The following is a 12,780-nucleotide window of genomic DNA, read 5'->3' on the forward strand; positions in this document are numbered from 1 at the left end:
ATAACATGATCAGGAACAAGATCAGTGCAGATCGCCAGGGACTTTTTGATAGCGTTTTCAATCAGCGCTGGCGGGCTTCTGCGGCAACTGATCAAACGCGCTGGAAACCTGCGGTAGCGCCGGTGTGGTTTGCACGGCCTGGCCGCCGTGGAAGACCGGATCTTGTGCCACTTCCTTGATGCCATTGATACAAAATTGCATGCCCATGCAAACCAGCAGGAAACCCATGATGCGGGTCATGGCGTCGATGCCGGTGGCGCCAAGGATCTTGCAGACCGGATCCGCCAGCTTGAGGACGCCCCAGCTGATCAGGCTCATCAGGGCAAAAGCAGTGATCATGGCGCCATAGATGGTGAGGCGGTTGTACTCGCCGGGTAGCTCCGCAATCTGGGCGGCACCGCTGATCACCAGCGCCATAGTGCCCGGCCCGCACATGCTGGGCATGGTGAGCGGCACAAAGGCGATGCTCTGGTTGATATCGACTCCGCTTTGCTGGCTGGGGGCGGGGAACAGCATGCGAAAGCCGATGAAGCCGATGATGAGGCCACCGGCCAGTCGCAAGCCCGGGATGGAGATCCCGAACAGATCCAGAATCGAGGATCCGATAAAGAAGGTGATGCAGAGGGTGCAGAACAGATAGATGGCGGCCAGGTTGACCTGACGGCGCACATGTTCGCGCGACATCCCCTTGCTCAGCCCCAGCAGCAGGGTGGCAGTGGTGGGCGGATTGACCATGGGCAGCAGCGCCAGCAAGGCGAGGAAGACGACCTGAAAAAACATGTTGAGCCTCGGATAACAGAGATGGATGGGGAGCCTTGAATCAGGTGCTCGCCTGACTCAAGAGGGAGGCTATCTTATGTTGGCCAGAGTGAACACAAGCCGTACAACAATTTCTGATTAACCCGAGGTTGGCTGGCCACCGGGATGGGGTAAACCTGCCGGTTGCGGCGGGTTCACTTGCGCAGGCTGAGGGGGGCATCCTGTCTGACCAGATAAGGGGATCCGTATCGCGGTCGTGCGGGTCGTCCGGATGTGTCCTGCAGTAGAAAAAAACAGCCCAGCAAGGCAGGCTTGCTGGGCTGTAGGTCAGACAGACCTCCTGGTAGAGGAGTGTCTGTCGCGCGCAGTACGCCGTATTAGAGGGCGGCGATCTCGGCTTGCTGGGCTTCCAGCTTGGTCAGCTGGAGACGGTAATCTTCCAGCTTCTCGCGCTCTTTGGCGATGACCGCTTCCGGCGCCTTGGCGACGAAGGCTTCGTTGCCAAGTTTGCCTTCGATACGGCCACACTCACCAACCAGCTTGGCCACTTCTTTGGCCAGACGGGCCAGCTCGGCGTCCTTGTCGATGAGACCGGCCATCGGGATCATCAGCTCGGTGGCACCGATCAGCTTCTTCACTGACAGGGGGGCCACTTCACCGTCCGCCAGCACGCGGATAGACTCCAGACGGGCCAGGGACTTGAGGAAGGCCTCGTTGTCACCGGCGCGCTGGGCATCTTTGGCATCGCACTTGAGCAGCACGTTCAGACCGACGCTGGGTGCTACGTTCACCTCGGCACGAATGTTACGCACCCCTTCGATGAACTCCTTCACCCACTCCTGATCCGCCATGGCGGTTTCGTCCACCTTGGCGGCGTCGAATTCCGGGAAGGCCTGAATCATGATGGTGTCGGCGTGCACGCCAGCCAGCGGTGCCACCGATTTCCAGATGGTCTCGGTGATGAACGGGATGATCGGGTGCGCCAGACGCAGCAGGGTTTCAAGGACGCTGACGAGGGTGTGGCGGGCAGCGCGCTGCTCAGCCTCGGAACCCTTGCCCAGTACCGGCTTGGTCAGCTCCAGATACCAGTCACAGAACTGGTTCCAGATAAATTCGTACAGCACGCCAGCGGCGATATCGAAACGATAGGTATCGAGGGCGGTACGGAAGTCACGGATGGCCACTTGCAGCTGGGACTGGATCCAGCGATCCGCCAGGCTGAACTGCATTTCGCCACCGGCAAAACCGCAATCCTGATCTTCGGTGTTCATCAGCACATAGCGGGAGGCGTTCCACAACTTGTTGCAGAAGTTGTTGTAGCCGTCCAGGCGCTTCATGTCCCAGTTGATGTCACGACCGGTAGAGGCCAGCGCTGCCAGCGTGAAGCGCAGGGCGTCGGTACCGTGTGCATCGATCCCTTCCGGGAACTGCTTGGCGGTACGCTTGCCGATCTTCTCGGCCATCTGCGGCTGCATCATGTTGCCGGTGCGTTTCTCCAGCAGATCTTCCAGCGAGATGCCGTCGATCATGTCGAGGGGATCCAGCACGTTGCCCTTGGACTTGGACATCTTCTGGCCTTCTTCGTCACGGATCAGGCCAGTGATGTAAACGGTCTTGAACGGGACTTGCGGCTGGCCGTTTTCGTCCTTGATGAAATGCATGGTCATCATGATCATCCGGGCAATCCAGAAGAAGATGATGTCGAAGCCGCTCATCAGTACATCGGTAGGGTGGAAGGTCTTGAGTGCTTCGGTGTTGTTCGGCCAGCCCAGGGTGGAGAAGGTCCACAGGGCGGAGCTGAACCAGGTGTCGAGCACGTCTTCGTCCTGACGCAGGGTGGTCACGGACGGGATGCTGTGCTTGGCACGCACTTCCGCCTCGTCACGGCCCACGTAGACATTGCCGGCGTCGTCATACCAGGCCGGGATGCGGTGGCCCCACCACAGCTGACGGGAGACGCACCAGTCCTGAATGTCGCGCATCCAGGAGAAGTACATGTTTTCGTACTGCTTAGGCACGAACTGGATACGGCCATCTTCCACCGCTTCGATGGCGGTCTTGGCCATCGGTGCCACGCGCACGTACCACTGGTCGGTCAGCATCGGCTCGATGGGCACGCCGCCGCGATCGCCGTAGGGTTGTTGCAGTACGTGATCCTTGATTTCGGCCAGCAGGCCCAGCTCGTCCAGCTTGGCCACGATGGCTTTGCGGGCAGCGAAGCGCTCCAGACCGGCGAACTCGGCTGGCAGGGCGGCGTCGTAGGCGGTGCAAGGGTTGCCGTTGGTGTCGACCACTTCGGCCTCGGCACGCACATGGGCGTCCAGAGTGAAGATGTTGATCATCGGCAGGCTGTGGCGCTTGCCCACTTCGTTATCGTTGAAGTCGTGGGCCGGGGTGATCTTCACGCAACCGGTGCCCTTCTCCATGTCGGCGTGTTCATCGGCGACGATGGGGATCAGACGGTTCACCAGCGGCAGCAGGATGTGCTGGCCGATCAGCGCCTTGTAGCGCGGGTCTTCCGGGTTCACTGCCACGGCGGTATCGCCCAGCATGGTCTCCGGACGAGTGGTGGCGACGATCAGGTGATCCTGACCTTCGGCGGTCTTGGCGCCGTTGGCCAGCGGATAACGAAGGTGCCACATGTGGCCCTTTATCTCGCGGTTTTCCACTTCCAGATCGGAGATGGCGGTGTTGAGTTTCGGATCCCAGTTCACCAGACGCTTGCCGCGGTACATCAGGCCATCTTCGTAAAGACGGACAAACACTTCCTGCACGGCGGCGGAGAGACCCTCATCCATGGTGAAGCGCTCGCGCTCCCAATCCACCGAGTCGCCCAGACGGCGCATCTGGCGGGTGATGGTGCCACCAGACTCTTCCTTCCACTGCCAGATCTTGTCGATGAAGGCATCACGGCCGTAATCGTGACGGGTTTTGCCCTCTTCTGCAGCGATCTTGCGCTCAACCACCATCTGGGTGGCGATACCGGCGTGGTCGGTACCTGACTGCCACAGGGTGTTTTTGCCCTGCATGCGGTTGTAGCGGATCAGGGTGTCCATCAGGGTCTGCTGGAAGGCGTGACCCATGTGCAGGCTGCCGGTGACGTTCGGCGGCGGGATCATGATGCAGTAGGAGTCTTTGCTGGTGTCGCCGTGGGGCTTGAAGTAACCCTGGGATTCCCAGTGCTGATAGAGCGCCTGTTCGATGGCATTGTGATTAAAAGTCTTTTCCATGGTCTCGCCGTAATCTGGATGGATGGAGTCTGGTGTTGATTGTTTTTTAGATCAATAGCTTGCAGTCAGGGCTGCGCCGGATCCGGTGCGGCAATGACGGGCTGCTCCCTCATCTCGAGGGTATGACCTGCCTGGCGATAGTGCTTGTAGCGCTCGCGGGCTTGCTGCTTTTGTGTTTCATCAGTGGGGACAAAATCTACCACTTGAGCGAAGTGTCCTGCAAACAAAGGTGTCTGTCTGGCCAGATTGATGAGGCGGGCATAGCGCCGTTTCGGCGGCTGATAGCCAATTTCCACCGGGGCCATGCCGCTTTCGCCCTGCAGTTGATGTGGCACGAAGCGCTCCGGTGGCAGTTGCCACAGCAGCTCGTCGAGGCGCAGGGCCTGGGCTTCATCGTCACACAACAGATAGAGATGGCCCGCGCCCCACGACTCGGCCGCCAGGGTACAGGCGAGCCGCTCGACCGCCGAGGCCTGTGCGTCATCCGGTTCGTTCATCAGGTAAAAGGTCACTTGGCTCATCAGGTGGATCCCGTTTTGCGGTGACGGACTATTGACCGCCGCAGAGGCTGACGGGGGATTTTCCCGTCTGCATCTCACTGAAACAACAATGAAACAAGGAAGAGGCAGGCCTCTTCCTTGTGGTTCAGGGTAACGCCAACCCTTCCGATGCAGCCATCGGAAGGGGCAGGGGAGTTACTCTTTCTCTTCGATATCCACGCCAGCCCTGTTCAGCAGGAACTGGGTCAGCAGGGGCACCGGACGACCGGTGGAGCCTTTATCCTTGCCACTCTTCCAGGCGGTCCCTGCGATATCCAGGTGGGCCCAGTTGTACTTCTTGGTGAAGCGTGACAAGAAGGCGGCTGCGGTGATGGTACCGGCCGGACGACCGCCGATGTTGGCCATATCGGCAAACGGGCTGTCGATCTGCTCTTGATACTCGTCAAACAGCGGCAGACGCCAGGCGCGATCGCCAGCCTGCTCGGAGGCGTTGAGCAGCTCGTGGGCCAGCGGGTTGTGGTTGGCCAGCAGACCCGAGGTGTGGTGACCCAGCGCGATGACGCAGGCACCGGTCAGGGTTGCCACGTCGATCACGGTCTCCGGATCGAAGCGGTCGACATAGGTCAGCGCATCACACAGCACCAGACGACCTTCCGCATCGGTGTTGAGCACTTCGATGGTCTGGCCGGACATGGAGGTGAGGATGTCACCTGGGCGATAGGCGTTGCCACCGGGCATGTTTTCGCAGCCAGCCAGCACACCGATGACGTTGATCGGCAGTTGCAGCTGGGCCAGCGCATGCATGGTACCCAGCACGGAGGCGGCGCCACCCATGTCGTATTTCATCTCGTCCATGCCATCGGCCGGCTTGATGGAGATGCCGCCGGAGTCAAAGGTCAGACCCTTGCCGACCAGCACGATGGGCTTGGCATCGGCGTTGCCCTTGTATTCGATGATGGCCATCATGGCTTCGTTATCGGAACCACGGGCCACCGCCAGATAGGAGTTCATGCCGAGTTCGGCCATCTCCTGCTCACCGATCACTTTGGTGGTGATGTTGTCGAAGGCATCAGCCAGACGACGGGCCTGGGAGGCCAGATAAGCCGGATTGCAGATGTTGGGCGGCATGTTCGCCACATCACGACAGACCCGCACACCCTTGGCTACTGCCAGACCGTGGGCGATGGCTTTTTCACCAATGGTCAGTTCCCGACGCGTCGACACGTTGAATACCAGCTTGCGCAGCGGGCGACGTGGTTCGGCTTTGTTGGTCTTGAACTGATCGAAACTGTAGAGGCCCGCCTTGGTGGTTTCTACCGCCTGGCGCACCTTCCAATAGGTATCCCGGCCCTTGACGTGCAACTCGGTCAGGAAGCAGACCGCTTCCATTGAGCCGGTTTCGTTCAGGGTGGTGATGGTCTTGTTGATGATCTGCTTGTACTGGCGTTCGTCGAGTTCCCGCTCCTTGCCGCATCCGACCAGCAGTACGCGCTCGCTGAGCACGCCCGGTACTTGATGCAGCAGCAGCATCTGGCCTGGTTTCCCTTCCAGGTCGCCACGGCGCAGCAGCGAACTGATATAGCCATCGCTGATCTTGTCCAGTTGTTCGGCAACCGGAGAGAGGCGACGAGGCTCGAATACGCCGACCACGACGCAGGCGCTACGTTGCTTCTCAGGACTGCCACTCTTTACACTGAACTCCATGGAATCTCCTACATCCTAAAGACAAAAGGCACCTTTTATTGAATAATGCGGTGCTTGTTGGGGTATCAGAGGCGGAGCGAACAGCCACAGGCTCCGCAGTTCAAACTGGTAAAAATCCAATATACGGCCCTATTTTTCAGGCATTCGACTAAAAACACAAGTTTACTTGGGAATGACTGTGATCGTATTCCGATATTTGTTCAGGGAAACCCTGAAAACCCAGCTGGCAGTGCTCTTCGTATTGCTGCTTATCTTTGTCAGCCAACAATTTATCAAGATTATCGGTGATGCCGCCGATGGTGAGGTACCGACACGGCTGGTATCTACCTTGTTGCTGCTCAACTTGCCCAATATGGCGCTGTTGATGCTGCCAATCAGTCTCTTTTTAGCCATCTTGTTTGCCCACGGGCGTCTCTATGCCGAAAGCGAGATGACGGTGATGCATGCGGTGGGTTTCAGTCACCGTTTCGTGATGCGCAGCGCCATGCTGCTGGCGTTGCTGACTGCTGCCGTCGCCGCCTTCAACACCGGCTGGATCGCCCCGCAAGCCAAGGAGCGGGAGTATCAGGTGATCGACGAGTTCAAGGCGGATCCGGGGATCTCCTTCCTGCAGGCAGGCCGCTTTATGGAGCTCGACAAGGGGCGCCTGGTTGCCTATATCCAGGATTTGAACGAAAACGGTTCAAAACTGCAGAAAATCTTCGTATTGCAACGGGCGGAGGGAAACAATCCCCCCTCTGTGGTGGTGGCGACCGAAGGGGTGGTGACAGTCGATGAGAACGGTCTGCAGTGGCTGACCCTCAAAGATGGCTCCCGCTACGAGGGGAACTTCTCCGGCAAGCAGTTCCAGGTCTCCGATTTTAGCGAATATGGTCTGGTGATCCGCCAGCAAGAGCTGGAGCATTCCAACCGCAAGGCGGCGGCTAAACCGACTCTGGAGCTGTTCGGTACTCAGGACAACGCCATGATGGCGGAGCTGCAGTGGCGTCTGTCGCTGCCCCTCTCCATTCCGGTGCTGACTCTGCTGGTGGTACCGCTGGCGCGGGTTAACCCCCGTCAGGGGCGCTATGCCAAACTGCTGCCGGCCATCATGCTCTATCTCTCTTACTTCCTGCTGCTCAGCGCCGCCCGCTCGGCCATCGACAGCGGTCGTTTGCCCTACTGGCCGGGGATGTTCCTGGTGCCGCTCGGTTACCTGCTGTTGATCGGCTTGCCCCTCAATGTGCAAGGTACCAGCTGGTGGAACGGGGTGAAGGGCCGTTATTTCAACAGAAAATCAGCATGATGCTGCAACATAGGAACTTCTGCTGATGTTTGGCATTCTCGACAGATATATCGGTAGGGTCATTTTCATGTCGATCCTGCTGTGCGAAATCACGCTGGTTGGCCTTGCGGCGCTCATCAAGTATGTGGAGCAGCTCAAGTCGGTCGGTGATGGCAACTATGACATGATCAATGCCCTCTACTATGTGCTGCTCTCCATGCCCAAGGAGGCGGTGCTGTTCTTCCCGCTGGCGGCGTTGCTTGGCGGCCTGATCGGTTTAGGCCAGCTGGCGACCAGCTCCGAGCTGGTAGTGATGCAGGCTGCGGGCCGCTCCAAGATCAGTATCGTGATGGCCGCGCTCAAGACTGCCATTCCGCTGATGCTGCTGGTGGGGCTGATGGGCGAGTACGTGGCCCCCATCGCCAAACGGATGGCGGATGATATCCGTGCCGGTGCCATCTCCGAGGGGCGATTGACGGTCTCTGCCTACGGGGTGTGGGCTCGCGATGGCAACAACTTCGTCAATATCAACGGGGTGCGCAATGATGGTGCTCTGACCGGTATCACCCTCTATCGCTTTACCCCCGAGCGCAAGTTGATCGATGTGGTACAGGCGCAAGAAGGGGTGTTTGACCAGCACCACTGGTTGCTCAAACAGACCCTGGTCACTCGCTTCGACGACCCTGCGCAAATCAACAGCGAGCAGCATGCCCAGATGGAGTGGAACTCCGAGCTGACCCCCAAACAGCTGGGGGTGGTGAGTATCGACCCTGAAAATCTCTCGGTCTCAGGCCTGCGTGACTACATAGGTTATCTGGACGCCAACAAGCAAGATGCCGGTCGTTACAAGCTGGAGATGTGGCGCAAGCTGTTGTCACCGCTCTCGGTGGTGGCGATGATCCTGCTGGCCTCCTCGTTCATCTTCGGCCCGCTACGCTCGGTGAGCATGGGGGCGCGGATGCTGATGGGGATCATGACCGGTTTCGCCGTCTATGTCAGCGATCGGGTATTTGGTCCCGTCAGTCTGGTCTACGCGGTGCCGCCAATCCTGGCTGCCGTCGCCCCCAGCCTGCTGTTTGGCGGTATCTCTTTCTACATTCTCAGTCGCAAGCAGTAAGCCGTGGCGCGGCCATGCAAAGAGGGCACCTTTTGGTGCCCTCTTTCGTTGTTACATTGCTTCGGAATTACTTGTTTAGCAGTTCCAGATTCTCTTGCTTGCTCAACACAATCACTTCGCACTCGGCCCAGATATCCTGAAACGCTCGCGGGCGCTTGCGGTTGAACAGGCACATCAGGTTGCCCAGACCAAAGGCGGCGGTGGCGAGGCGGATCAGCGCCTGAGTGACGCGGATATGACTGCCATCCTCGTTCTGAATGCGTAGCCGCCAGGCACGCATGCCGATGGTCTGGCCGGCGCGGGTCCAGAACCAGGTGTAGAAACCGCAGACAACGAAGGCGAGCCACAGGGTATAGATCAGGCTCAGGGGGTGGCGGGTCAGCAACCAGACCGTATCTTCGCCTGCGGGGACGCTGGCCATACCGCTGACCAGCAGCAGTTTTGCCACTGCCATCCCGATAAAACCGGCGATGATGAGCAGGGAGGTCACGACCAGCGCATCATAGATCAGCGCGCCAATTCGTCGCAGCAGAGTGGCCGACGGGTATCGGGGGAGTGTGGGGGATTTTTGTTGGACTTGTTTAGGCTTGGCCATCGTTTTTATTCCATTAAGATGATGGCGGCATTCTATGTAACTGGCCCCGTATCGGCAAGGCGTTGAATAAATGAGCAAACGAGCGTATTCAATAGAAAAACCCCTTGCATGGCATCGCTCCATTTGTATAATCCCTCGCAGTTGCCCGGGTGGCGAAATCGGTAGACGCAGCGGATTCAAAATCCGCCGATGAATAATCGTGTCGGTTCGAGTCCGACCCCGGGCACCATCAAATTCAATGACAAAAGGCCATCCTAGCGGATGGCCTTTTGTTTTTCTGTGCTCCTGTAGCGGCAGGTTTCTCGATGAGCAGGTTGGCATGGGTGTATGGAGATGGTATTCACCTGACGCTGGCTTACATCTCCCTTTTGTTCAAATTCCAGTCCCTGCAGTGGTGCTGCCGGGTAATGATTGATGCGCGGTGTTGCACGGGATGAGGGAGAGGCAAAAGGACCAAGGGCGGTAGCCCGCCATGGTGAGGGTGAGTGGAGCGGTAATATCAGCTGGCGGTCGCCCCACTCGGGGCTGTTTTATTTTGTAGCTTTTGCTGATAGCGCAGGTCTTCTTCTATGGTGACCACCACTTCCAGTGGCTTGCCGGATCGGAATACCGAGATAGTCAGTTTGGTGCCAGGGCGGCTTTCGACAATCTTGTCCATGGCACTGCGCACGCCGTTGATGGCTTCTCCATCGATCTTGAGCAGCACATCTCCTCGCTGCAGACCACCTTTGGCCGCCGGGCCGTTGGGATCCAGACTCTCAACCACCAGACCGCGCAGGTCGCCGAGGTTCATCATCCGCGCGACGATTGGATTGATCTCGACGCTGGAGACCCCGAGATAACCGCGGATCACCCGGCCGTTGGCGATCAGTTCATCCATGATCCGTTTCGCCAGCCGGTAGGGGATGGCGAAGCTGATGCCGTAGCTCTCCTGATTACCGTTGAGGTGATAGGTGGCGGTGTTGATGCCGACCAGATCGCCACGGCCGTTGACCAAGGCGCCACCCGAGTTCCCCTCGTTGATGGCCGCATCGGTCTGCAGCAGGTCCTGACGGCCATTGCTGTCTGGGCCCATGCTGGAGAGGCCGGTACGGCCGGTGGCGCTGATGATGCCCTGGGTAATGGTTTGGCCGACGTTATAGGGATTACCGATGGCAAGCACCACATCCCCCACTTCTGGCAGCCGTTCCGGGTCTTGCGGGATCACCGGCAGGTCATCTGATTCGATATAGAGCACTGCGAGATCGGTGAGCTGATCGGTGCCGACCAGTTCGGCACTGAACACCCGGCCATCTTGCAGTGCCACTATGACCTGATCGGCATCGGCAATGACGTGGTAGTTGGTCAGCACATAGCCGCGCTGGTTCATGATGACACCGGACCCCAGCCCCTGTGGGCGCAGCTCTCCCTGATTGCCCTGATTGGGGGCAAAGCTGCGAGTATAGATGTTAACGACGGCTGGACCTGCCCGATGGGCGGCGTAAGAGAAGCTTAATTCACGGGCATTGGTGATGATGCCGGGCAGTTGGGCACCACCGCGAAAATGGGGAAACAGCAGCAACAGCAGCGCAGCGACGGTCAAACCAAAACCGACAGACTTGCCCAAGTAACTGACTAAAGGGGGGATTTTCATTTGATTCTCATCCGGACAGGCAGCGGGCAGAGAATAACACTATCAATGGATAAAAATCACCCGCGGCGAAGGCCGCGGGTGATGGAGGGGTTGGCGAACAACCAGCGCGCTAGCGGATCACCAGATAGAGCGAGGAGTCGCCACGCTGGATGTTCAGCGCCAGCACGTCGGGCTTGTTCTTCAGCGCCTTGGTCAGATCGCCCAGAGCGTTGATGCGCAAGCGGTTCACTCCGATGATGATATCGCCTTTCTGCAAGCCGGAGGCGGCGGCAGGTGAGCGGGGATCAATGTCTGTCACCGCAACGCCGGAGACCGGGTCAGTGGTGGTGCTGAGCTTGGCCCCTTCCAGCGCGGGGTGGAGCGCGCTGGCACGCACTTCAGTGTCATCGGCCTGTTTCAGGGTCACCTTGACACTTTGTGGCTTGCCGTCGCGGATCAGGCCCAGCTCAACTTGCTTGCCAGCGCCCATGGTGGCGATTTTGGCACGCAACTCCCCGAAGGAGCGAACCGCTTTACCATCGATGCTGATGATGATGTCACCCGCCTTGATCCCGGCTTTATCTGCCGATGATCCGGGCATGACCTGATTAACGAAGGCGCCATCCTTCTTGTTGTAACCGAAGGTCTTGGCGATGTCGGAGGTCAACTCGGTGCCGGTAATGCCCAGCTGGCCACGTCGTACTTCGCCGAACTTGACGATCTGCTCGGTGAGATCCCGCACCATATTGGACGGGATGGCAAAGCCGATACCGATGTTGCCACCATTCGGACCCAGGATCGCGGTGTTGATGCCGATCAGCTCGCCACGCAGGCTGAGCAGGGCTCCGCCCGAGTTGCCGGAGTTGATGGCCGCATCGGTCTGGATGAAGTTCTCCAGATTTTCGATGTTGAGGCCGCTACGGCCCAGTGCGCTGACGATCCCCGAGGTCACGGTCTGACCCAGACCAAAGGGATTGCCGATCGCCAGGGCATAGTCACCGACCCGCAGTTCGTCTGAGTCGGCAAACTTGATCTGCACCAGATCCTCGGCCTTGATTTGCAGCAGGGCGATATCTGACTGCTTGTCTTCGCCGATCTTCTTGGCCGCATATTCACGACCATCCTTGAGGTTTACCTTGATCTCGTCCGCCTCGTGAACCACGTGGGCGTTAGTGATCACATAACCTTTCTTGGCATCGACGATGACACCTGAGCCCAGCGCCTGGAACGGCTGCTCGCTCACCTGCTCATCGGGCATGTTGGGGCCGAAGAAGAATTTGAACTGTTCTGGCAGGCGTTGGCGGGTAATTTTTTTGCCAGAGACCGAGATATTGACCACCGCCGGAGTGACCTGTTCGAGAACCGGCGCCAGGCTTGGCATCTCCTGATTTGAACCTAACAGGGAAGGCAGAGCAGCCTGTGCAGGAGCCGCAGACATGGCGATACCGACACTGAGGGCTAGCACACTGAGCAAGGAAAGAGGTTTACGCATATGAAAAACAGCTCCCAGAAAAAGTTGCGTTGCAATCGTCAAGGTCAGACCACGGGAGTAGTCGATTAGTTCCTCGAGGAACTAGTTTGGTTGTTTGAGCAGCCCGGAAGAGGCGCCCGCATAGTCACGAGGCGGAATACTCGGCTCGTCGACCACTTTTGCTGGAGTTTCTTCTACCAGTGACTCACGAAATAGCGGTTCCTGTGCTTTGGCCAGGAATTTGCTCTGCTCTGCCATGTGGCGATAGAGGCTCTGATATTGCTCGGCAAGTTGCTCCATCAGCGCAGCGCTATCGGCGAAGTGGGTGTTGATTTGGCCCTGGTAACTTTCGAGCTCCTTGTGGGCCTTTTTCAGCTCCTGTTCCAGGCGACCGGCATCACGGCTACGTACCGAAAAACGACCGAGGATGATACCGATAATCAAGGCTGCGACAGCCAGCAGGATCCCAGTTAACAGACTCATAGATGCTCCTTTTTACAGCTAAAACAGTATGGGTTTATGCGGTTG

10 protein-coding genes and 1 tRNA gene are annotated in these 12,780 nt (G+C 58.4%); 3 read left to right on the forward strand and 8 right to left on the reverse strand.

Annotated features, from left to right (window positions below; translation table 11 throughout):
- Positions 1–57 precede the first annotated feature (57 nt).
- The 4 genes from BN4575_RS12260 to pepA all read right to left on the reverse strand — a co-directional run bounded on the left by BN4575_RS12260 (position 58) and on the right by pepA (position 6,193).
- A complete protein-coding gene (locus BN4575_RS12260) occupies positions 58–780 on the reverse strand; it encodes a MarC family NAAT transporter (RefSeq protein WP_068978363.1) in 723 nt (240 codons plus the stop codon).
- A gap of 356 nt (positions 781–1,136) precedes the next feature.
- On the reverse strand, positions 1,137–3,989 hold the full coding sequence (locus BN4575_RS12265) for a valine--tRNA ligase (RefSeq protein ID WP_068978364.1): 2,853 nt from the start codon (positions 3,987–3,989) through the stop codon (positions 1,137–1,139).
- Between the two features lie 65 nt (positions 3,990–4,054).
- Positions 4,055–4,510 carry a DNA polymerase III subunit chi gene (locus BN4575_RS12270; protein WP_068978365.1) on the reverse strand — a complete coding sequence of 152 codons (456 nt, stop codon included), beginning with the start codon at positions 4,508–4,510 and terminating at the stop codon, positions 4,055–4,057.
- Between the two features lie 174 nt (positions 4,511–4,684).
- Positions 4,685–6,193, reverse strand: a complete 1,509-nt coding sequence (gene pepA / locus BN4575_RS12275) for a leucyl aminopeptidase (RefSeq protein ID WP_042019624.1) — start codon at positions 6,191–6,193, stop codon at positions 4,685–4,687.
- A gap of 172 nt (positions 6,194–6,365) precedes the next feature.
- On the opposite strand from pepA, the gene lptF reads away from it, so the two are divergent.
- Both lptF and lptG read left to right on the forward strand, forming a co-directional pair.
- Positions 6,366–7,478 (forward strand): LPS export ABC transporter permease LptF, encoded by a 1,113-nt coding sequence (gene lptF, locus BN4575_RS12280; RefSeq protein ID WP_068978366.1) that lies wholly within the window; start codon positions 6,366–6,368, stop codon positions 7,476–7,478.
- A 25-nt stretch (positions 7,479–7,503) separates the two neighbouring features.
- On the forward strand, positions 7,504–8,574 hold the full coding sequence (gene lptG / locus BN4575_RS12285; RefSeq protein WP_068978367.1) for an LPS export ABC transporter permease LptG: 1,071 nt from the start codon (positions 7,504–7,506) through the stop codon (positions 8,572–8,574).
- A gap of 67 nt (positions 8,575–8,641) precedes the next feature.
- Here the strand turns inward: lptG and BN4575_RS12290 are convergent, their stop codons facing one another.
- Positions 8,642–9,169 (reverse strand): RDD family protein, encoded by a 528-nt coding sequence (locus tag BN4575_RS12290; protein WP_068978368.1) that lies wholly within the window; start codon positions 9,167–9,169, stop codon positions 8,642–8,644.
- Positions 9,170–9,312: 143 nt separating this feature from the next.
- Here BN4575_RS12290 and BN4575_RS12295 point away from each other — a divergent pair.
- Positions 9,313–9,398 (forward strand) — tRNA-Leu (locus BN4575_RS12295).
- Between the two features lie 270 nt (positions 9,399–9,668).
- Here the strand turns inward: BN4575_RS12295 and degS are convergent.
- From degS to BN4575_RS12310, 3 genes are all read right to left on the reverse strand, one after another.
- Positions 9,669–10,802 (reverse strand): outer membrane-stress sensor serine endopeptidase DegS, encoded by a 1,134-nt coding sequence (degS, locus tag BN4575_RS12300; RefSeq protein ID WP_068978369.1) that lies wholly within the window; start codon positions 10,800–10,802, stop codon positions 9,669–9,671.
- Between the two features lie 109 nt (positions 10,803–10,911).
- On the reverse strand, positions 10,912–12,273 hold the full coding sequence (locus tag BN4575_RS12305) for a Do family serine endopeptidase (protein ID WP_068978370.1): 1,362 nt from the start codon (positions 12,271–12,273) through the stop codon (positions 10,912–10,914).
- 81 nt (positions 12,274–12,354) lie between these two features.
- The gene (locus BN4575_RS12310) at positions 12,355–12,735 is read right to left on the reverse strand and encodes a YhcB family protein (RefSeq protein ID WP_042019615.1); all 381 of its coding nucleotides are present in this window, start codon (positions 12,733–12,735) and stop codon (positions 12,355–12,357) included.
- Between the last annotated feature and the right edge of the window lie 45 nt (positions 12,736–12,780).

The sequence above is a fragment of the Aeromonas sp. EERV15 genome, from assembly GCF_900079845.1.
GTDB lineage: Bacteria > Pseudomonadota > Gammaproteobacteria > Enterobacterales > Aeromonadaceae > Aeromonas > Aeromonas sobria.